The following is a 20,546-nucleotide window of genomic DNA, read 5'->3' as shown; positions in this document are numbered from 1 at the left end:
AATTAGATTATCTTTGTCAGCCAAATGATAAGATTATGGACATGACACATAGCATTGAAAATTCAGTAAAAGATTATCTTCAAAAAAAACATGAAGTTACCGTTGAAAGTTTTGAATTTCAGCAAACTCGGAAAGAATTTGAAGGTGATACAACGCTTGTGGTTTTTCCATTATTGAGATATGTTAAAACAAATCCCGTTAAACTTGGAGAAGAGTTGGGCGAACATTTGGTTAAGGATGTTGAGCAAATTTGTGCATTTAACGTCATCAAAGGTTTTTTAAACCTCAGCTTTACAAATTCATTTTTTGTTAATCAGCTTGAAGAAATCATCACAACACAAGATTTTGGAACACAGCAGAAAGATGAAAAATCTGACAAAATGATGGTTGAGTTTTCTTCGCCAAATACTAACAAACCTCTGCATTTAGGACACGTTAGAAACAATCTTTTAGGTCACTCAGTTTCTGAGATATTGAAAGCCAATGGCAAAGAAGTTTTTAAAACACAAATTATCAATGATAGAGGAATTCACATTTGTAAATCAATGTTGGCTTGGCAAAAATTTGGTCAAGGTGAAACACCTAAATCAACAGAAATGAAAGGTGACCATTTTGTTGGAAAATACTACGTGATTTTTGATCAGAAGTATAAAGAAGAAATTAAAGAACTTACAGAAAAAGGCCGCACTGAAGAAGAAGCAAAAAAACAAGCACCACTGCTTTTAGAAGCGCAAAAACTTCTTAAAAAGTGGGAAAAAAATGATACAGAAACAGTTGCTTTATGGAACAAAATGAACAGCTGGGTTTATGAAGGTTTTGAGAAAACCTACAGTGATTTAGGTGTTGATTTTGATAAAAACTACTACGAAAGTGAAACATATATCCTCGGAAAAGAGTTTGTTTTAAAAGGTCTAAAAGATGGCATTTTCTATAAGAAAGAAGATGGCAGTATTTGGGTTGATCTCTCTGAAGACGGACTCGACGAGAAACTATTGCTCAGAGCAGATGGCACTTCGGTTTACATAACGCAAGACATTGGGACAGCCATACAAAGAGTTAAAGATTTCCAGATTAACGGTTTGGTTTATACCGTAGGAAATGAACAAGATTATCACTTTAAAGTTTTGTTTTTAATTCTAAAAAAATTAGGCTTTGCTTGGGCGGAACATTTATATCATTTGAGTTATGGCATGGTTGAACTTCCTGACGGAAAAATGAAAAGCCGTGAAGGAACTGTTGTTGATGCTGATCAACTTATTGAAGAAATGGTAACATCAGCTCAAGAAATTGCTGAAGAATTAGGCAAGATTGACGATTTAGAAAAAGAAGAAAAACAGAAGCTTTATCAAGCAATAGGTAAAGGCGCTTTGAAATATTTTATTTTAAAAGTAGATCCAAGAAAAAATATGCTTTTTGACCCTAAAGAATCTATCGATTTCCAAGGGAACACAGGTCCATTTATTCAATACACACACGCGAGAATTCAGTCGCTTAAACGCAAAGCAAATGTCACTGATTTTTCAGTTGTTGATTATAAAAATGCTTTAGACCTTAAAGAAAAAGACATCATCAAGCATTTATTAAAACTGCCATCGACAATATCACAAGCTGGAGATGAACTCAACCCTGCCTTGATTTGTAATTATACTTATGATTTGGTGAAGCTATTCAATTCATTTTATCAAAATTCACCGATTATTACTGAGGATAAAAATGTCACACAATTTAGAATTTCAATCGCTGATCAAGTTGCAAAAACAATTGCTTTAAACTTGAATTTATTAGGAATTGAGAGTCCACAACGTATGTAAGTTATTTCATTTATATTAACTTTTAAAGGAATGTATCTTAAGTGCATTCCTTTTTTTATGAATAATTTCTATCTTTAGAAAACTAACACAAACCTATCACCATGAAAAACTCATTATTGATTGCACTTATATTCTCATCAACAATAGCTTTTAGCCAAATCAATGTTTCGAAATCACAAACGGAAAACAGATGGCGAGTTGGCGGAAATATTGGTTTAAGTTTTGGGAGTAACGATTATTTTGGCTTTGGTATCGCACCTAGTATAGGTTATAAAATCACTGAAGGTTTGGAAGGTGGAATCACGGTTGGTTATCGTTATTCTGACTGGAAATACTCAAAACAACACATGCTTAACACTGGACCATATTTGAATTATTATGCGATTCAAAATTTATTTTTGAGAGCGCATTATGAATATTATAATGGAACTCAAAAAAATAAACTCACATCAAACTCAACAAGTTTTGATGAAAACGCTTTGTGGCTAGGCGCTGGTTATCAAAGTGGCGGACGCGTTAAAGTTTACTTTGGTTTAATGTATAACGTACTTTACAAAGATAACGAGAGTATATTCTCAAACGGCTTGCGCCCTATTGGCGGTGTGAGTGTTAGTCTTTAATCATTAAAGTAAATTTTAAAATGAAAACAACCTTACTTTTTAGTCTGATATTACTATTATTCTCTTGTCATGAAAATAATAATAAGAACGAAGAAACCAATCTGATCGAAAATACGAACATCAATCCTGATAATTTCAGTGATTTGTTACATACCGAACCAGATGAAAAAAGTCTTTCTCTTAATAATTTTAAATCTTCTATCAATAAAGGCTTTCTTTCTCATGATGAAGCTTCCGAAATTCTCTCCTCTAAGCATTCTTTAGATAAAAGTGACAAGCTTAAACTTTTATATTATACGCAGACTGATTCAACACAAAAATGGATTTACAGAATAAATAGCACAAGAAAACTGATTATCAAAAATGTAAAGGTATTTGAAGCATCTAAAACAAAAACTACTGATTTGACTGTTGAAAGAACTGTCATTGAAATGACAAAAGTTTTATAAAAAGACTATCCCAAAACTGTCATTATAGTTACAAAAATAGTCCATAAGCTAATGCCATTAATAAAGATTAATTCTGTAATCCCATTGATGCCATTTTTAATAATTGAAAGGGCGACAAAGATCATCATTAATCCGATAATGATAGTTCCTACAACTCCCAAAACTTTAAAATCTGCCAAAACAATCAACTGAAATGTCAGAATAAGTCCTGGTAGTGATAAAAAAACAATCACAGCTAAAAGATTATGCAAAATCCTTTGCATATTTGTTTTAACAGCTTCTTTACTAAAAGGCCTAATATTGTGAGGTACAAAAGCTAGCGAAGCTAAGGAAAGGCATCCAAAATCAATGTATTGCATTAATTGATTGTAACCTCTTAAATCATAAAAGCTAGTGAGTAAAAGAAAGAAAAAATAAGTTAAAAAAGCCGTTACAAATAGAAGCCACTTATAACCTTTAACAAAGCTATCACCATATAGATCTTTGTTGCTTAAAAAACTCAAAGTAAATTTGTTCAGATCTAAATCAACAAACTTCAAAGCCTTTTTGATAAAGTGAGGCAATAAGCTGGCTTGCGTAAAACCAATAAGTAAGATTCCTAATTTGATAAACATTATAATGAAAATATTTTCAAAAATTAAATTCTAAAATAATTTAAAGACGACTTAATTATACCAAACTGGGGAAGGTTTACCTATTTCAAAACCTTGCAAACCTCCTTCATCGAAATAATTACTATCAGTATTAAAAATATTTTTGCCTTCAGCTGGAATTTCAGGATAATATGACAAGGAGAATCGAACAGAATTAAAGACCAAATAATCATTCCTTAAAATAAGTCCGATACTGAAAGATGAAAAAAGTTTATTGCTGCTGTAAGATTCATTCCCTGCCAAAATAGCTGCATTCATATTAAAATAAGGGTTAAGTCTAAATCCCAAAAGTTCACGTGAGGAGTAAAACTGCGTTTGTAAAGACAAAGCATATTTTGAAGTTCCTAACAAATCACTATCAAAACCAGGGATACCAATACTGTTTTTTAAGCCTTCTTGATTGCCGTAAAAATTACCAAAATCATTCACTTCATCAATTGTTAATCGATCACCAAAAGAATCTAAACGGTTTTTACCAATAATAAATTGAGGTTTAATAAATTGACGCATTCGCCATTTTGGCCCCAACTCTATCAAATTTGTAAAATAATTAATACGCAACGCATAAGCCGATTGCTCAGGAACTGAACCTTTCATGAAAGTTCCATATTCAAGACTTCCATTTAAATAACCCCAATCGTAATAATTTCCATGAGCAACTTTTGCTCCGAAGTAAAATCGGTTACTTTGGTTTTTATACTGATTTCCAAGTGTGATCGAATAAATATCTCCAACAGGTACGTTTTCAATAATTCCATCTCTAAAAATAAACCTATCTTCTAAAAATTGTCTTGAAGAAATACCAATGCTACCCAAGTAAAAAGTTTCACTTGTAAAGAAGTTGATTTTATCATATTCCGCACTTGGTTTTTCACTGTAATCAACATGAAGAAGCCTTGAAGTCGCAATAATATTTGCTTTTCGCTCTCTATCAGATTGCCCTTTAAATAAATGAAAAGAATAACCTCCCCAAATATCCTGAGACCTGTATTTAAAAGCCTGCGGATCATCAACAGCGACATCCATGCCTGGCAAAAATTTTAATTTATATTGTTCATCTACATAAATACCTGCTGCCCATTTTGTAAATGGCGAGAAAAAATTTCGATCAACATTAAAGCGTTTATTGTAGTTCCCAATCAAGTCTTCTTCATAAGCAACATACGAACTGATGTAAGTATTCTTAAAGTTTGGTAGTTTATAAAAGAATTGCGGTGCAATTTTTCCTGAGCTGAAGCGATTTTGCATACCGATGTCAAACTGATGTCCAAAGCCTAAATAATTATAATCTGTAAGTTTTATTTTCATTTTTGACCCAGAAAATGAAGCTTTGGGTATCCAGCTCCACGAGTCTAAAGAAGTGATAATCACATCAACTGAATCTTGACTTTTCTCAACGGGTTGAACGGTGATTTCAACATCTCTCACAAATTTCTGAGATCTTATTAGACGCTCAGATTCCTTAATTTTTGAAACATCAAGTGCTTGATTTTTCTTGATAATCACGTAATTCTTTATCGCAAAATCTTTAGACTTTATGTGAAGTAAATTCCCTGTCCGTTCCAACCAATTTCTCGTTGTTTTTGTAGAATCTGTAAAGGAAAAACCAAACGGATCGTGGCTATCGACTTCAATCTTTCTGATAATTTTGCCTTGATAAGGCTCAAGATCCTGTCGCTCTCTCACCTTTGTTTTATTCTTAGATTTTTTATTTGATTTAAAAATAAGACGATGGAAAAATTTTGAAATTTTCGTTTCTTCTGATAAATCTTCAATTTTATCATAAACTGTGTCTGTCGAATCCTTCTCTTTTTTATTCACCTGAGAGAAAACAGATTGAACAAAAAATAAACATAAAAGAGAAAAAACAAAATAATATTTGTTCAGTTTAAACATAGTTTTAAAACAAAATTGCATGATAAAATTAACGGCGCAAAAGTTAATATATTTGAAATAAATCAAGCTCAAATTAAAGTTTTTAAAACATAAAATTGAGTCAATATTTTTTTTCTAAAATTTTAAAAGTACATTTAATCATCTTTTAAAATATTCAACCTTATGGACTTAGAAAATGCTTTATTAGTCATTGCTTCTGTCATCGCAATATTCACGATTATTATCTTAATCACTAGAGTTTTTGGCTTAAGAACATTTGCAAAGATGTCAAGTTTTGATTTCGCCTCTACTATTGCCATAGGCTCAATATTGGCTAGTATCATTATAAATAAAGATCAAAGTATTATGAAAGGAGCAATTGCATTAATTTCCATTATTGCGTTTCAAGCTCTATTTGCATATCTGACTAGAAAAAACGATACTTTTAAAAAACTTTTCACAAACAAACCTCAGTTTTTAATGAAGGATGGAGAAATTTTTCATGACAAGCTCAAACAATGTAATGTTGATCAAGGCGACTTGATGGCAAAACTCCGAGAGGCAAATGTACATCGATTAACTGATGTAAAAGCTGTTGTTTTTGAAAGCACAGGAGATATTTCTGTCTTACATAATTCTGATGACATCAAAATTGATGAAGTTATCACTGAAGATGTAATGAGTTAAATCAATGATTATTTTAATAAAATTTTGAATGGAAAAATACATTTACTTACTCATCATCATTCACGCAAGCTTTGGTGGCATTGCTCTCATTGCAGGTTTTATTGCACTCATTTTTAAAAAAGGGAAAAATATTCACCGTAAATCAGGACTTGTTTTTTTCTATGGAATGATACTTTCAGGAATCAGCGCGCTTATCATTTCAGTTTTACCAAATCATGAAAATCCATTTTTGTTTGCTATCGGTATTTTCAGTTTATACTTTGTGATTACAGGAAAAAGAGCCCTAAATTTTAAAAAGAAAAATCCTGTTTTGATGGCTGATAAACTGATTTCAGTACTGATGATTTTTACTGGAACTTTAATGATTTTCTTACCTTATATTTATTCAAGAACAATTAATTTGATTCTTGTTGTTTTTGCTATTGTCGGCATATTTTTTTCAGTAAAAGATCTTCTCCTCTATCGCAAGCCAGATAGATTAAGGAAAGCTTGGTTAAAATTACATCTTGGCAAAATGATTGGTGGCTTCATATCTGCGACAACAGCTTTTGTCGTTGTCAATAATTTTATTTCTGGCATCTCAGCGTGGTTTATACCTGGAATCATTGGCGGATTTATTATTTTTTACTGGATAAAAAAAGTCGCCAAACCAAAAGTTACTTTAAAGAAGTAATTCAAGTTTTATGAGTCTTTTAATAAGCTTTTTGCTTAGCTTGATTTAAATTGAAAGTAAACATAGATTCATTTCATGAAATTTACAAATAAAACAATTCCTAACATTATAAAACCTCAAGTTGAAGAAGCACTTTCATATTACCCTGAACTGAAAGACACACCCATTACTTTTAAGTTTAAAAAAAATATTAACAAGTCAACGATGCAGGCTCAGCCAAAATTTGCTAGCCTTTTAAAGCCCAGAGGAAGTAGAAGTTATGTTATTCTCATCAGTGAAAAATTTCACATTGAAGGTGAAGAGTTTAAAGTTATTGATGTTGATGATGATATTATGATTGGCTGGATAGGCCATGAACTCGGTCACGTAATGGATTACAGAGATAGAGGGAAATTTGATATGATTATTTTCGGCTTGAAATATTTGTTTTCAAGTGCGCATATTAAGGAAGTTGAAAGAGCTGCAGATACTTTTGCTGTTGAACATGGAATGTATGAATACATTTTAGCTACAAAAAATTTCATTTTAAACAACACGAGTATTAGCTCTGAATATAAAGCCAGAATTAAAAAACTTTACATGTCACCTGAAGAAATCATGGAGCTTGTTAACAATTTAGAGCCTGATGAAGTTGAGGAAAAGGTTAAAGAGGAAATCAAAGAAAAGAAGGCTTAAGATAATTGCTTCTTGACAAAAGCCTCAAAATCTTTAAATTTTTCTTCACCCATCACTTTTTCCATTTTCACTTGTCCACCTTTTTTCTTGTTGGCACCACTCCACTCATAAAAAACTTCCATTGGCAAGACTTTTACTTTGACACCTTTGAGTGCTTTTGAGCGTGCAACTTTATAATTTTTATTTGCATTTTTTAAAATATCGTCAAGTGCTTTAGCCAAACCTTCTTCACTAATATCAAGTTTATCATCAGTTCCTAAATGCCAAACGTGATGAAACTCACCATCAACTTTAACAGCAGAAACAGTAAATTCTGGTAATTTAATGTCAAATTTATTTTCCAACTCTTGAATGGCATCATTCATTTTATTAACAGAAAGTTGAGAGCCAACCACATTTAAAAAGAATTTTGTACGGCCAGTAATCTTTATTTCAGCACGTTCTTTATCTGTAAAGGCAATTGTATCACCAATTAAATATCGCCATGCACCAGAAACTGTGCTCATCAACAAAACGTAATCTTTTCCTTCTTCAACATCAGCAAAACTGACCACTGGCGCATCATCAGAGATAGAGCCATCTTGCTGAATATAATCTGGCTCAAAAGGAACAAATTCAAAATAAATTCCGTTATCTGTAATCAACTGCATCGCCGATGTTTCTGGCCGTGTTTGGCAGGCTATGAATCCTTCAGAAGCTAAATAAGTATCAATAACTGTGATCGGATGTTTTAGTAAAGCATTAAAACTCTTTTCGTAAGGCTTAAAAGCAACACCACCAGATGTATAAACTTGTAAATTAGGCCAAACATCATGAATGGTTTCAGCATTGTGATGATCAATCACTTCTTTCAGCATCAATTCCATCCAAGAAGGAATCCCACTCAAAGCACCGATATCCCAATTCTTCGCATTTTCTGCAATATGCTTCACGCGCTCGTCCCAATCATCAATTTTTGCAATTTCTTCTCCAGGTTTATAATAACCTCTAAACCAAAAAGGGATATTACTTGCGCTAATCCCGCTAATTTCTCCTTCTAAGTGATCGTCTTTTTTATCAAGGTTTGTCGAGCTTCCGAGCATCATAATTTCTTTTTCAAAAAAATCAGAAGGTAAATCGAAATTTGCTAATGCGGTTACTTGTTTAATACCTGACTGCTTAATTGCATCTAACATTTCTTGAGAAACAGGAATTTTTTTACTTGTTTTACCTGTTGTTCCCGAGCTTATAGCGTAATAAGATGGCGCGCCTGGCCAACTGATATCTTCTTCACCTTCATGCAGTCTGTGCCACCATTTTTCATTCATTTGATGGTAATCAAAATAAGGAACTTTTTCACTGAAAGTTTTTTCAAGTTCATCGCTTTCAAGGATTTTTTCAAAACCATAATATTTTCCAAAAGCTGTTTCTTTGGCTTTTTCTAAAAGTTCTTTAAGTACTTTTCGCTGATTTTCCTCTGGATGATTTTCAGTTGAAATACTGTCTGTGACATTGATAATGTTTTTGATAACCGACCCTATAATTGCCATGATGAATTTTTATAAACAAGTTCACTCAAAGATAATTTATTGACTAATTTATGAATCCATTTCGTTGATAAATATTCGTTAATTTGGATGAAATCTGCAATCAACCTTCAAAAGCTTGAGACAAATTCAAAAACAATCTTTATTATATAGTCACCTATTTAGCTAATACTAATGAAGTTCTGTAAATGACTTTTAATTTCAGTTCAAAATTAAAGTCATGTTAAAACTAAAACTAAAAAAAGAATGAACGTTCATTTATTATATATTTGCAGTGTAAAGATTATGATTCATTTAAATCTAGCATGATGAAATATCATCAACAGATGAAATTCTCACAGCAAAAACCCTGAATCATTTTAAACAAAAAAATAAAAATGAACCAACAAGAAAAAGTCACTGATAAAAAGAAAGCACTTTTAGATGCCACCTTAAATCTCGTCAACAACGACGGGTTTCACAAGGCATCAATGTCAAAGATTGCAAAGCTGGCCAAGGTTGCACCAGCAACGATTTATTTATACTTTGAAAATAAGCAAGATTTGATCAACTCACTGTATTTGACAGTCAAATCATCTTTTAGCGAATATGCTTTTAAGGATTATCGAGACGACCTACCTGTTAAAAAAGGCTTTGAAATTATATGGTATAACATCGCTGATTACAAATTAAATAAAATCGATGAAGCGACTTTTCTGTCGCAATGTGACAACACGCCAATTATTGATGCGACTGCTGCAGAGGAAGGTTTAAAACATCTTCAACCCCTACTCGATTTATGGGAAAAAGCAAAAGAAGAAGGTATCGTCAAGCCGCTTTCTAACTACATACTTTACGCATACACAATTTATCCTTTGTCATTTTTATTGGCGATTCAACAAAAAAGTTACTACAGCCTGAATGATGAAATGCGTCAGAAAGCTTTTCAAAGTGCATGGGATGCCATTAAAATATAAAAAAAATTGACTTAAGTAATGAATGAACATTCATTAATAAATAATTTAAAATAAAGTAAAACCAAAAAAATAATTTTATGAACAAGACAATTCTTTTAAATAATCGTCCAAACGGAAAACCACAAGAATCTGATTTTAAATTTACATCTGAAGATGTTCCTAAAGTGAACAATGGAGATATTCTTCTTAAAACAAAATATGTTTCTGTCGATCCATATATGAGAGGCAGAATGAGCGAGGCAGAATCTTATATTGAACCTTTTCAACTAAATAAACCCATTAATTCAGGCATCATTGCCGAAGTTATCGAGTCAAAAAATGATTCTTATACTAAAGGTGATTTTGTTTCTGGTATGTTAGATTGGAAAGAACAGCAAACACATAATGGCAAAGACTTGCTCAAAGTTGATGCTGATAAAGCACCGCTATCCGCCTATTTAGGAATCCTCGGAATGACAGGTTTGACTGCCTATCACGGTTTAACTGAAGTTGGAAAACCAAAAGAAGGTGAAACAATTGTTGTATCAGGTGCTGCAGGTGCTGTGGGAAGCACCGTCGGTCAGATTGGTAAAATATTAGGTTGCCGCGTCATTGGTATCGCTGGAAGTGATGAAAAAGTTGATATGCTTAAGTCTAAATATGGGTTTGATGCTGCGATTAACTACAAAACAACTGAAGACATGACTAAAGCCATTGCTGATGCAGCACCAAAGGGTGTTGATGTTTATTACGATAATGTCGGTGGGACTATTTCTGATGCAGTTCATGCAAATATCAATCGCTTTGGACGCATTGTCGTTTGTGGTGCAATTTCACTTTACAACAGTACTTCATTACCAACTGGACCTCGTATTGAGCCTATTTTAATTAAAAAAAGTGTACTGATGCAAGGTTTCATTGTCAATAATTTTTCTGACAAATTCCCAGAAGGTATAGAGCAATTATCTCAATGGCTAAAAGCTGGAAAACTCGATTTTTCGGAAACGATTGTTGAAGGTTTTGACAATATTCCAAACGCCTTTTTAGATCTTTTTGAAGGCAAAAACAAAGGAAAAATGATCGTTAAAGTATAATTTTTAAAACAAAGAATTTATGAAAAATATCAAGCAACAAAACATATTAATCGTCTTAACCTCACACGAAGAATTAGGGAACACCGGACATAAAACTGGATTTTGGATTGAAGAGTTTACCACGCCATATTATCATTTAATTGATCATGGAGCAAAGGTCACGCTTGCTTCTCCAAAAGGTGGACAGCCTCCAGTTGATCCGACAAGTGCACAAGACGAAAATCAAACAGAATCGACAAAGCGTTATGATAAAGATGAAGCCTTGAAAAAGCAATTAAGATCTACGCTTAAACTCTCTGAGGTCTCTGCTAAAGATTACGATGCTGTATTTTATCCTGGAGGTCATGGTCCGTTATGGGATTTGGCCGAAAGTGAGGAGTCAGCGAAATTAATCGAAGATTTCTATCAATCAGATAAACCAATTTCGTTTGTCTGTCACGCACCTGCCGCTTTGAAAAAGGCGAAAGACCAATCTGGAGAATCTTTGGTGAAGGATAAAAAAATGACAGGCTTTACTAATTCAGAAGAAGACATGGCAGGACTTACAGAAGTAGTCCCATTCTTAGTAGAAAATATGCTCAAGGAAAATGGAGCTATCTACAGTAAAGCCAACGATTATGAAGAATACGCTTTAGAAGATGGTTTACTCATTACAGGCCAAAATCCTGCATCTTCAAAAAAAGTAGCTGAACTGTTATTAAACCAATTAAATAAGAAAAAATAAATTGTCGGGAAATTAAACTTTCAGATGAGAATTTACTCTGAGAGTTCCTTCCTGTAATTATTAAAATTTAAAATCAAAAGACAATGAATACAAAAGAAAATATACTAGTTGCCGGTGCTAATGGTACCACAGGAAAAATTATCATCAACATCTTAAAACAATCAGAAATATATAATCCAATTGCGATGGTTCGCAAGCAAGAACAAAAAGAACATTTTGAAAATCAAAAAGTTCAAACAATTTTGGCTGATTTAGAAAGTGATGTCAATCAGACTGTTCAAGATGCTGATAAAGTTATTTTCGCAGCAGGTTCCGGTGGTAAAAATGTGGTTGGAGTCGATCAAGATGGCGCCAAGAAAATGGTGGATGCAGCAAAAAAAGCTAATCTCAAAAAGTTTGTCATGTTAAGTTCTATTGGAACCGATGACCCTTCACAAGGTGGCGATCTTACAGACTACCTCAAAGCTAAACAAAATGCTGATGAGTATTTGCGCTCTAGCGGTTTAGATTACGTTATTGTTCGTCCAGGCGCATTGACTAATGATAATGCAACTGGAAAAATTCAAACTGGCGATATCGCTGAATTAAATAAAGGTGGTAACATTACGAGAGCTGATGTTGCAAAAACATTGGTTGAAGTTCTGGCGGATAAAGTCAAGCTTAATGAAACCTTTGAAATAATGGCTGGTGATACGCCAATAAAGGAAGCTGTTCAATAAATAGTACGAATCCTAGAATTCAAATATTCGGGATTAATTTTTATAAATTGATTATAGTTATTTATAAATATATCAATTGAAATTGATTCAATAAACGGCTTGCGTCTTTTCTAAAAATAAAAAACCCACAATTAAAAATTGTGGGTTTCCTTTTGCGGAGAAAGAGGGATTAACTGCGTTGATTCAAAATATGGTATCCTGAACAAACATAGAAACCCGCACCTCGCCAAAAAGGCGACGCTGATTTTTTATTTACATCTAAGACTTGCAAGCCAATAAACGGCTTGCGTCTTTTCTGAAAATAAAAAACCCACAATTAAAAATTGTGGGTTTCCTTTTGCGGAGAAAGAGGGATTCGAACCCCCGGAGGTTTGACCCTCAACGGTTTTCAAGACCGCCGCATTCGACCACTCTGCCATTTCTCCGTGCATCGTTTTGCGATTGCAAAGATAGTCAGTTATTTCAATTCTCAAAATATTTTTTTAAGTTTTTGATAGAGAAATTCAACTTTTAATCAAAAAACATCTCAATCAACTAAAAATCAAAAAATTACGTGAGAGTTATATTTTAAAACTTCCTTCACTTTATGACTATCAAAATTACTTATATTAGCAAAAAAACAATCTCATGAAACAATTATTACTTATTTGCATGATTGCCGTGACAGCCTTTTCATGTAAAAGTACGCAAAATCAAACAAACCTTAATGATCCTGTCGAATATGCTAAATCTATTAAGTCTGCAGATTTAAGTGACTACCTCAATGTTTTAGCCTCAGATGAATTTGAAGGCCGTGAAACTGGTACACCTGGACAAAAAAAAGCAGCTGAATTTTTGAAAAATTTCTATGCTAGCCTCAATATTAAAGGTGGAGACATTAGAGACAATACCCCTTACTATCAAAATATACCTTCTGAGTTTTATGATGATAGATTTGGAGATTCAGAAAATGTTATTGCTATGATTGAAGGCAGCGAATTGCCAGATGAATATTTAGTGATCTCAGCACATTATGACCATTTAGGAAAAAGAAATGGACAAATATACAACGGAGCTGATGATGATGGTTCGGGCACTGTTGCTGTGATGGAAATTGCAGAAGCTTTTAAAAAAGCTGCACGTAATGGTCATCAACCTAAAAGAACTGTTATTTTTCTACATTTTACAGGTGAAGAGAAAGGTTTACTAGGTTCTAAGTTTTATACTGAAAACCCTATTTATGATCTTGATAAAACCATTGCCAATCTTAATATTGACATGATTGGTAGACGTGATAAAGCTCATCAAAACAATGGAAACTATGTTTATTTAATAGGTAGTGATAGATTGAGTTCAGAATTACATCAAATTTCTGAAGATGCAAATGCAACTTATACAAATTTAGATTTGAATTATAAATATAATGAAGAAGATGATCCAAATCGATTCTACTACAGAAGTGATCATTATAACTTCGCTAAATTTGATATTCCTGTTATCTTCTATTTTAACGGTGTTCATGCTGATTATCATATGCCAACAGATACTGTTGAGAAAATTGAGTATGATATTTTAGAGAAAAGAGCAAAACTCATTTTCTATACAGCATGGGAATTGGCTAACAGAAGTGAACGTCCTCTTGTAGATAACCCGACTTTAAAAAAATAATTAATTTTTAACTTCATAAAAAAGCCAGACGAGAGTTCTCATCTGGCTTTTCCATTTTTAGTAAGAATTATAATATCATTAAATCTCTATCGATCCTTTTCCTTGACGGATTAATTCAGGTTCATCTTTTGTTAAGTCGATCACAGTTGACGCAGTGTTATCACCATAACCTCCGTCAACAACAATATCAACTAGATCTCTCCATTTTTCAGCAATCAGTTCAGGATCTGTGGTGTATTCTACCAAATCATCTTCATCGTATATTGAAGTCGATACAATTGGGTTTCCTAATGTGCTAACAATCGAACGCGCAATCACATTATCTGGAACACGTATCCCAACTGTTTTTTTCTTTTTAAAGACATTGGGTAAATTATTATTTCCTGGTAAAATAAAAGTATAAGGACCAGGTAGATTTCTTTTTAAAATTTTAAAAGTATTTGTTGGAATTTGAGAAACATAGTCTGATAAATTACTTAAGTCCTCACAAATAAATGAAAAATTTGCTTTTTCAAGCTTAACATTTTTAAGTCGAGCGACTTTTGTCAGAGCTTTATTATTATTGATGTCACAACCCAAACCATAGACTGTATCGGTTGGATAGATGATAACGCCACCATCTTTAAGAACTTTTGCGATTTTTTGAAGATGTTTTTCTGACGTATTTTTTTCGTAAAGTTTGATTATTTCTGCCATATCTTATAATTTATTTCCCCTGATTTTTGATCGATTCAACTGATGCTGTAATATAAGAAATTAATGCTCCAAATAGTGCAATACCTGTTGAAATTAATAGTATTGAAAGTCCACGACCAATTGTTGTCACAGGATAATGATCTCCATAACCAACAGTTGTTACTGAAACAAAACTCCACCATATCGCATCTTCAGCAGTTTTGATATTACCCACATCTTTCTCAAAATAAAGCACAAAAGTAGAAGTCAAAATAACTGTTGTGATTGAAACAAAAAGTATCACGCCATAAAGACTTTGTACTTTATGTGTTTTGATAAAATTGATCAGTAAGCGAAAGGATTTAACAATACGAAAAACACGAAAAATACGAAAAACTCTCACATATCTAAATTCATGTATCACTGGAATTGATGAAATCAAATCTAACCAGCCTGTTGTAAAGAAAAACTTTGTTCGGTTTTCTGCCTTATACATTTGGCTGCAAAAATCAATAAAGAAAACAAGACATAAAAGAACATCGTAATACTCAATAAGTCGACTCACCTCAGAAGTAGGATCTAGAAAAAAAGTCGCTGATAATAAGCCTATACTGAAAAGAGATAATAAGGCTATAATTAGTTTTGTAACACTGAGCATCAGTTAATTATATTTAATTTTGCAAATTTAAGTATTAAGTTTTTAACACCGCTTGTTTTAAATTTTATAGAAGCTTTAGCATCATTTCCTGCACCTGTAACCTCAATCACTTCTCCTCTACCAAAACGCGCATGCTCAACCTCTTGCCCACTTTCTAATTGAATAGGTTTTGCAGTACCTGACAGATCCTCTCCTTCTGGTTTTAATTTTCTTAAGCGTCTCAATTGCTTTTCAGAAGGCTTGTGACTCGGCGGAGGTGTAGAACTTTTAGGTTTTGTTTGTCTTAGTTTTGACTTATCAACATCATCATCAAAAATATCTCTATCGATGAATGAATTAAATTTATAATCATCTTTCGGAACCATGAAGTTCAAAAAATCATCATCAATTTCTTCTATAAATCGGCTCGGATCTGCATCGATTAATTTACCCCAACGGTAACGCGAAATCACATAGGTTAAATAAGCTTCTTTTTCAGCTCTGGTCAATGCCACATAAAACAAACGTCTCTCCTCCTCTAGCTCTGAACGTGTATTTAAACTCATCGCAGAAGGAAACAAATCTTCTTCAAGACCAACGATATATACGTATGGAAACTCAAGACCTTTTGCTAAGTGAATTGTCATCAAAGCGACACGATCATCATCATCGACCTCTTTGTCCATATCCGTCGCGAGCGCAACATCTTCAAGAAACTCAGCTAAACTTGCATCAGAATCTGCAACTTCTTTCTGACCTTCTACAAAATCACGAACACCATTGAGAAGTTCTTCTACATTTTCAATTCTTGTAATACCTTCTGGAGAAGAATCCTTTTTATATTCTTGAATTAAACCTGTTTTTTTGATAATCAATTCGGTAAGATAAAAGGCATCTTTTTCCTTTGCAGCGATTTGAAAAGTTTTGAGCATATTGACAAAATTGATCAGTTTTGTCTTTGTCCCTTTATTTATTTTCAGGTCTATTTTATGAATATTTTCTGCAACTTCAAAAAGTGATTTTTTATAATGATTGGCAGCTAAAGTCAATCTATCCATCGTTGTTTGTCCAATACCTCTTGCAGGAAAATTGACAACACGTTTAAAAGCTTCCTCATCTTGCGGATTGACAATTAATCTTAAATATGCCAATACATCTTTGATTTCTTTATGTTGGTAAAAAGAAAGCCCACCATAAATTCGATAAGGAATATCTTTACGGCGCAAAGCATCTTCTATTGCACGGCTTTGCGCGTTTGTTCTGTATAAAACTGCAAATTCACCATTTCTAGCATTTTCTTGCATGCGTTTATCCATAATGGAACTTGCAACAAAACGACCTTCCTCGGCATCATTCATCAAGCGATTAACATGAATTTTGGAACCTTCATCATTCGCTGTCCAAACCAATTTCTCAAGTTTGGTTTTATTTTTGTCAATCACTGAGTTTGCAGCTTCAACAATGTTTTTAGTTGAACGGTAATTTTGTTCTAACCTAAAAGATTCAACTTTATCATAATCACGCTGGAAATTCAGAATATTATTAATATTTGCACCTCTAAAAGCATAAATACTTTGCGCATCATCACCCACAACACAAATGTTTTGATAGCGATCACTTAAAGCTCTCACAATTAAATATTGAGAATGATTCGTATCTTGGTACTCATCTACCAAAATATATTTAAAACGTTTTTGGTATTTGGCTAAAACATCAGGAAAACGTGTTAAAAGTTCATTGGTTCGTAATAATAAATCATCAAAGTCCATCGCGCCAGCTTTAAAACAACGCTCTACATATTCTTGATAAATATCACCCATTCTTGGGCGTTTTGCCATGGCATCAGCTTCTTGTAATTCAAGATCTTTACGATAAGCTTTAACTGTAATCAAGCTGTTTTTAAATGAAGAAATACGAGATAAGACCTGTTTATATTTATAAATATCTTTATCGAGTTTCATCTCTTTGATGATGGTTCTCATCAATTGTTGAGAATCCTTTGAATCGTAAATTGTAAAGTTTGATGGATAACCTAATTTATCGGCTTCAATTCGCAAAATTTTCGCAAAAACAGAGTGAAAGGTTCCCATCCATAAATTTTTAGCCTCATTACCTCCCACAATATCAGCAATACGATTTTTCATTTCTCGTGCTGCTTTGTTGGTAAAAGTCAATGATAAAATATTGAAAGGGTCAACACCCTGGTGCATCAAATGTGCAATACGAAAGGTGAGAACTCTTGTTTTTCCAGAACCAGCACCAGCAATCACAATCATAGGGCCATCCTTTTGTAAAACAGCTGCACGCTGGGCTTCATTAAGTTGATTAATATGGTCTTGCAATGTTTTTTAGCTTAAAAATTTGATTTTCAAAAATAAGGATTTATACCAAAGTAGAATTACTTTCTAATCATAAATACCCATCTAAAATACTTTAATATATTTGAAAAAAAAATGCAATGGACAATTACGACTCTATCCTAACAATACTTATCTATCTTTTACCAACTTTAGTTGTTGGCGCAGTAGCTTATTATTTCTTTAAAACTCATACTGATCATTTAGCGCAATTAAAATATAACGAAGACTTGAATGAACTTAAAAAAGAGAGTTTACCAGTAAGACTTCAAGCTTTTGAAAGATTGACACTTTTTTTAGAGCGTATTCATCCAGGAAATTTATTGCAACGCGTCAATCCAACAAGTGAAGACAAACATACTTACGAGCAACTTTTAGTTGCTACGATCGAGCAGGAATACGAACATAATTTGATACAGCAAATTTATGTGAGCAATAAAACTTGGCAAGCGATTAGAGCTTCAAAAGGCGCGACAATTTCTTTGATTCGTCAAATAAATATGAATGAAAAAATCACGACAGCTCAAAAATTAAGAGAGGCCGTTTTAACTGAATTATTAGACAAACAATCCCCAAGTGAAACTGGTTTAGAATTTCTTAAAAATGAAGCTCAACAGCTTTGGTAAAGTAGATTTACCATATTAAACCTTCAAAATATCTTTGACTTTTTCTTTATTTGATAATTGATCTTTTTCTAAAAGTTTGATAATATCAGCTCGATGATTTTGATCTTTGATTAATTCGGTAAGTAATTGTTTTACAAAATTACGATAACGCCAAACGGAATGATTAAGATCTTTTGAGAGATTAATAATTGACTGGTCTGTTAATTTATCTATCTGAAATAAATATATAAAAGCTTGACGTTTTATCTGATATGCGTAAGCTGAGTCTGTATAATCTGTTAATTGATGAAAAGCTTTTCGGGCTTCTTTTGATTTTTCTGTTGTGACTTTGAGCATCAGCCACAACAACTCGATATTTTTGTGAATTGTTCCTTCCTGACCTTTCATTTGCGCTAAATAATCACGGCGATCTTCAGGAAAGTTCATCCATAAGTTTAATAAAGCATGCTCTCTTGTTACGTAAGATTGATCCTTTAAAAGATCTTCATATTTCTCTTTTAAATCTTTAGAGATTTGCTTCAAATTTTTGGCTAAAAATTGACGTGTTTCAATATTTCCTGTCGAGAAAGCTAAATAAAGTAAATCTTCTCGCTGGGATCCTTTTTCAGGAATGATTTGCAAAACAGCTTCTGGTCCTAAAAATGCATTATGCCTTGAAAGCAAAGCATTTTTGATAAGTAGAATTTTGTCTTTGAGTGGTTTACCTCGTTTTAGTTTTAACTTAAATAATTGATCAATAAATTCTGACTTACCCAGAATTGAAAGTGCTTCTTCCGCAGGAAAAGAGGTTTGTAGCAACCATTCTTTCTTGAAGTCTAACATACTTTGTCCAGACTTTTCTTCTACAATTTTCAAAAAATCGTCAACTTCAACAATTTGATATGCATTTTGGTTAAGAAAATCTTTGACAGAATCAAAAAATACAGCATCTCCAATTCTATTTCGTAAAGCATGTAAAGCCCAAGCGCCTTTTTTATAATAGGTTAAAGAACTCGCATTTTTACTCATTATTTTCTCTCCTTCTCCTCTATCGCTGGCTAACTTCAATTGTTCTGCATCTTCAAAAAGTTGATTTTCGAAATAAGCATTTCCGAAAAGTTCTTGCTCAACTAATAATGCAAAATATGTTGCAAAACCTTCTTGAAGCCAATGATGCACAGAACTTTTCTCGGTGATTGAATTTCCAAACCATTGGTGAGCCAATTCATGCGCATGGACGTTTGTGAAGTTTTGATCGTTATAACTTATTTCATCGACAATAAATTCTTCAGAGAAAATAGTCAAACCAGTGTTTTCCATTCCTGCATAAAGAAAATCTCTGACAGGAACTTGTTTATAATTTTGCCAAGGGTAAGCCACGCCAATTTTATCTTCAAGTATCGAAAAAATCTCGTTATAATTTTGATAAGTAAATCTGAAATAATCATTGTACTGTTCAGGTAAATACATTTTCAAAGGCACACCAGAGTCAGTTGTATCGCGGACGGCTTTGAAGTTTCCAACAGCAAAAGCAACCAAATAACTACTCATAGGATTTTTCATTTCGAAATGCCTTGTTAATAGATTTTCATTTTTTTCTTCAGAAACCAATGCTCCATTAGCTGTGAGCTCATATTGATCAGGAAAAGTATAGCTGAGATTAAAGATAATTTTGTCCGTCATATCATCTAAACTTGGCAACCAATGAGAAGTGTACTTGCCTTGACCTTGCGTCCAAACTTGCGCAGAGTTATCATGTTCAGGAAGTTTTTTTATAAAATAAACTGTTTGTTTTGGTTTAACTTGATATGAAAAATCAAAAGTGTAAGATTTGTCTTTTTTAAAATTTCCAATAAAAAAAAGTTTATTTCCTGAGTTATAAATTTCAAATTCAGTGTTGACAAACTTGATATTTTCTAAATTTTTAGCGTCCAGAAAAACGGTATCCAATTTTGATTTAGTCAGAAAACTAAATCGATAATCAGCTGATATCTGTTTTTCATCTGGATTGATTGTAACATGGGCTGTGATATTTTGAACATCAATAGACTGCGATTGAGAGAAAGCAAATGATGTGAGCAGAAAAAAGAAAAGAATAGAGAAAGATTTCATAAGTCTATAATCAATTATAAAAGGTAAAAATAAAGCTTGTTTTAAAGATAGCTTAAAAAACAGGGCATAAAA

At 32.8% G+C, this 20,546-nt stretch carries 19 protein-coding genes and 1 tRNA gene; 12 read left to right on the top strand and 8 right to left on the bottom strand.

Annotated features, from left to right (window positions below):
* Positions 1 to 35: 35 nt before the first annotated feature.
* The 3 genes from argS (at position 36) to CAP47_RS03045 (ending at position 2,880) form a co-directional block, all read left to right on the top strand.
* Positions 36 to 1,811 carry an arginine--tRNA ligase gene (gene argS, locus CAP47_RS03055; protein ID WP_100775336.1) on the top strand — a complete coding sequence of 592 codons (1,776 nt, stop codon included), beginning with the start codon at positions 36 to 38 and terminating at the stop codon, positions 1,809 to 1,811.
* Positions 1,812 to 1,912: 101 nt separating this feature from the next.
* Entirely contained in the window at positions 1,913 to 2,431 is a 519-nt protein-coding gene (locus tag CAP47_RS03050) for a hypothetical protein (protein ID WP_093240851.1), read from the top strand.
* 20 nt (positions 2,432 to 2,451) lie between these two features.
* Positions 2,452 to 2,880 carry a hypothetical protein gene (locus CAP47_RS03045; protein WP_100775335.1) on the top strand — a complete coding sequence of 143 codons (429 nt, stop codon included), beginning with the start codon at positions 2,452 to 2,454 and terminating at the stop codon, positions 2,878 to 2,880.
* Between the two features lie 5 nt (positions 2,881 to 2,885).
* Here the strand turns inward: CAP47_RS03045 and CAP47_RS03040 are convergent, their stop codons facing one another.
* Positions 2,886 to 3,419 (bottom strand): hypothetical protein, encoded by a 534-nt coding sequence (locus tag CAP47_RS03040; protein WP_192869934.1) that lies wholly within the window; start codon positions 3,417 to 3,419, stop codon positions 2,886 to 2,888.
* 126 nt (positions 3,420 to 3,545) lie between these two features.
* A complete protein-coding gene (locus tag CAP47_RS03035; RefSeq protein WP_100775505.1) occupies positions 3,546 to 5,429 on the bottom strand; it encodes a hypothetical protein in 1,884 nt (627 codons plus the stop codon).
* 162 nt (positions 5,430 to 5,591) lie between these two features.
* Between CAP47_RS03035 and CAP47_RS03030 the strand changes: the two genes are divergently transcribed.
* The 3 genes from CAP47_RS03030 to CAP47_RS03020 all read left to right on the top strand — a co-directional run bounded on the left by CAP47_RS03030 (position 5,592) and on the right by CAP47_RS03020 (position 7,443).
* Positions 5,592 to 6,095 (top strand): DUF421 domain-containing protein, encoded by a 504-nt coding sequence (locus tag CAP47_RS03030; RefSeq protein ID WP_100775334.1) that lies wholly within the window; start codon positions 5,592 to 5,594, stop codon positions 6,093 to 6,095.
* A gap of 28 nt (positions 6,096 to 6,123) precedes the next feature.
* On the top strand, positions 6,124 to 6,768 hold the full coding sequence (locus CAP47_RS03025) for a DUF2306 domain-containing protein (protein ID WP_100775333.1): 645 nt from the start codon (positions 6,124 to 6,126) through the stop codon (positions 6,766 to 6,768).
* 75 nt (positions 6,769 to 6,843) lie between these two features.
* Positions 6,844 to 7,443 (top strand): hypothetical protein, encoded by a 600-nt coding sequence (locus tag CAP47_RS03020; protein ID WP_093240871.1) that lies wholly within the window; start codon positions 6,844 to 6,846, stop codon positions 7,441 to 7,443.
* On the opposite strand, the gene CAP47_RS03015 is transcribed toward CAP47_RS03020, so the two are convergent.
* On the bottom strand, positions 7,440 to 8,972 hold the full coding sequence (locus CAP47_RS03015) for a GH3 auxin-responsive promoter family protein (protein WP_100775332.1): 1,533 nt from the start codon (positions 8,970 to 8,972) through the stop codon (positions 7,440 to 7,442). The two genes, CAP47_RS03020 and CAP47_RS03015, sit on opposite strands and share 4 nt — an antisense overlap.
* A gap of 374 nt (positions 8,973 to 9,346) precedes the next feature.
* Here CAP47_RS03015 and CAP47_RS03010 point away from each other — a divergent pair, with 374 nt between their 5' ends.
* From CAP47_RS03010 to CAP47_RS02995, 4 genes are all read left to right on the top strand, one after another.
* Positions 9,347 to 9,925 carry a TetR/AcrR family transcriptional regulator gene (locus CAP47_RS03010; RefSeq protein WP_100775331.1) on the top strand — a complete coding sequence of 193 codons (579 nt, stop codon included), beginning with the start codon at positions 9,347 to 9,349 and terminating at the stop codon, positions 9,923 to 9,925.
* Between the two features lie 77 nt (positions 9,926 to 10,002).
* Complete coding sequence (locus CAP47_RS03005; RefSeq protein WP_100775330.1) at positions 10,003 to 10,998, top strand: NADP-dependent oxidoreductase; 996 nt, start codon at positions 10,003 to 10,005, stop codon at positions 10,996 to 10,998.
* Between the two features lie 19 nt (positions 10,999 to 11,017).
* Entirely contained in the window at positions 11,018 to 11,722 is a 705-nt protein-coding gene (locus CAP47_RS03000; protein ID WP_100775329.1) for a type 1 glutamine amidotransferase domain-containing protein, read from the top strand.
* Between the two features lie 83 nt (positions 11,723 to 11,805).
* Entirely contained in the window at positions 11,806 to 12,441 is a 636-nt protein-coding gene (locus CAP47_RS02995) for an SDR family oxidoreductase (RefSeq protein WP_100775328.1), read from the top strand.
* A 340-nt stretch (positions 12,442 to 12,781) separates the two neighbouring features.
* Here the strand turns inward: CAP47_RS02995 and CAP47_RS02990 are convergent.
* Positions 12,782 to 12,866: transfer RNA gene (locus tag CAP47_RS02990), tRNA-Ser, on the bottom strand.
* A 202-nt stretch (positions 12,867 to 13,068) separates the two neighbouring features.
* Between CAP47_RS02990 and CAP47_RS02985 the strand changes: the two genes are divergently transcribed.
* Positions 13,069 to 14,088 carry a M28 family metallopeptidase gene (locus CAP47_RS02985; protein WP_100775327.1) on the top strand — a complete coding sequence of 340 codons (1,020 nt, stop codon included), beginning with the start codon at positions 13,069 to 13,071 and terminating at the stop codon, positions 14,086 to 14,088.
* Between the two features lie 78 nt (positions 14,089 to 14,166).
* Here the strand turns inward: CAP47_RS02985 and CAP47_RS02980 are convergent, their stop codons facing one another.
* From CAP47_RS02980 to CAP47_RS02970, 3 genes are read right to left on the bottom strand one after another with little or no spacing between them, the layout of a single operon-like run.
* Positions 14,167 to 14,784, bottom strand: coding sequence for an L-threonylcarbamoyladenylate synthase (locus CAP47_RS02980; RefSeq protein ID WP_100775326.1), 618 nt, complete (start codon positions 14,782 to 14,784; stop codon positions 14,167 to 14,169).
* A 10-nt stretch (positions 14,785 to 14,794) separates the two neighbouring features.
* Positions 14,795 to 15,421 (bottom strand): potassium channel family protein, encoded by a 627-nt coding sequence (locus CAP47_RS02975; RefSeq protein ID WP_100775325.1) that lies wholly within the window; start codon positions 15,419 to 15,421, stop codon positions 14,795 to 14,797.
* A complete protein-coding gene (locus CAP47_RS02970) occupies positions 15,421 to 17,742 on the bottom strand; it encodes an ATP-dependent helicase (RefSeq protein WP_100775324.1) in 2,322 nt (773 codons plus the stop codon). The genes CAP47_RS02975 and CAP47_RS02970 overlap by 1 nt, the downstream gene beginning before the upstream one ends.
* A 116-nt stretch (positions 17,743 to 17,858) precedes the next feature.
* Here CAP47_RS02970 and CAP47_RS02965 point away from each other — a divergent pair, with 116 nt between their 5' ends.
* On the top strand, positions 17,859 to 18,383 hold the full coding sequence (locus tag CAP47_RS02965) for a hypothetical protein (RefSeq protein WP_100775323.1): 525 nt from the start codon (positions 17,859 to 17,861) through the stop codon (positions 18,381 to 18,383).
* Between the two features lie 15 nt (positions 18,384 to 18,398).
* Here CAP47_RS02965 and CAP47_RS02960 read toward each other — a convergent pair whose 3' ends face one another.
* Positions 18,399 to 20,474, bottom strand: coding sequence for a M1 family metallopeptidase (locus CAP47_RS02960; protein WP_192869933.1), 2,076 nt, complete (start codon positions 20,472 to 20,474; stop codon positions 18,399 to 18,401).
* Positions 20,475 to 20,546: the final 72 nt, after the last annotated feature.

The sequence above is a fragment of the Psychroflexus sp. S27 genome, from assembly GCF_002810405.1.
Classification (GTDB): domain Bacteria; phylum Bacteroidota; class Bacteroidia; order Flavobacteriales; family Flavobacteriaceae; genus Psychroflexus; species Psychroflexus halocasei_A.
Note: the sequence above shows the minus strand (reverse complement) of the source record. Positions and strands in the feature narration are given on the sequence as shown.

Excerpts from the sequence above, each read along its gene's own strand:
- CAP47_RS03030 (WP_100775334.1), top strand. The coding sequence starts at position 5,592 with ATGGACTTAGAAAATGCTTTATTAGTCATTGCTTCTGTCATCGCAATA.
- CAP47_RS03000 (WP_100775329.1), top strand. The coding sequence starts at position 11,018 with ATGAAAAATATCAAGCAACAAAACATATTAATCGTCTTAACCTCACAC.
- CAP47_RS03020 (WP_093240871.1), top strand. The coding sequence starts at position 6,844 with ATGAAATTTACAAATAAAACAATTCCTAACATTATAAAACCTCAAGTT.
- CAP47_RS03005 (WP_100775330.1), top strand. The coding sequence starts at position 10,003 with ATGAACAAGACAATTCTTTTAAATAATCGTCCAAACGGAAAACCACAA.
- CAP47_RS02975 (WP_100775325.1), bottom strand. The coding sequence starts at position 15,421 with ATGCTCAGTGTTACAAAACTAATTATAGCCTTATTATCTCTTTTCAGT.
- CAP47_RS03025 (WP_100775333.1), top strand. The coding sequence starts at position 6,124 with ATGGAAAAATACATTTACTTACTCATCATCATTCACGCAAGCTTTGGT.
- CAP47_RS02980 (WP_100775326.1), bottom strand. The coding sequence starts at position 14,784 with ATGGCAGAAATAATCAAACTTTACGAAAAAAATACGTCAGAAAAACAT.
- CAP47_RS03015 (WP_100775332.1), bottom strand. The coding sequence starts at position 8,972 with ATGGCAATTATAGGGTCGGTTATCAAAAACATTATCAATGTCACAGAC.
- CAP47_RS02960 (WP_192869933.1), bottom strand. The coding sequence starts at position 20,474 with ATGAAATCTTTCTCTATTCTTTTCTTTTTTCTGCTCACATCATTTGCT.
- CAP47_RS02965 (WP_100775323.1), top strand. The coding sequence starts at position 17,859 with ATGGACAATTACGACTCTATCCTAACAATACTTATCTATCTTTTACCA.
- CAP47_RS02995 (WP_100775328.1), top strand. The coding sequence starts at position 11,806 with ATGAATACAAAAGAAAATATACTAGTTGCCGGTGCTAATGGTACCACA.
- CAP47_RS03050 (WP_093240851.1), top strand. The coding sequence starts at position 1,913 with ATGAAAAACTCATTATTGATTGCACTTATATTCTCATCAACAATAGCT.
- CAP47_RS03035 (WP_100775505.1), bottom strand. The coding sequence starts at position 5,429 with ATGTTTAAACTGAACAAATATTATTTTGTTTTTTCTCTTTTATGTTTA.
- argS (WP_100775336.1), top strand. The coding sequence starts at position 36 with ATGGACATGACACATAGCATTGAAAATTCAGTAAAAGATTATCTTCAA.
- CAP47_RS03045 (WP_100775335.1), top strand. The coding sequence starts at position 2,452 with ATGAAAACAACCTTACTTTTTAGTCTGATATTACTATTATTCTCTTGT.
- CAP47_RS02985 (WP_100775327.1), top strand. The coding sequence starts at position 13,069 with ATGAAACAATTATTACTTATTTGCATGATTGCCGTGACAGCCTTTTCA.
- CAP47_RS03010 (WP_100775331.1), top strand. The coding sequence starts at position 9,347 with ATGAACCAACAAGAAAAAGTCACTGATAAAAAGAAAGCACTTTTAGAT.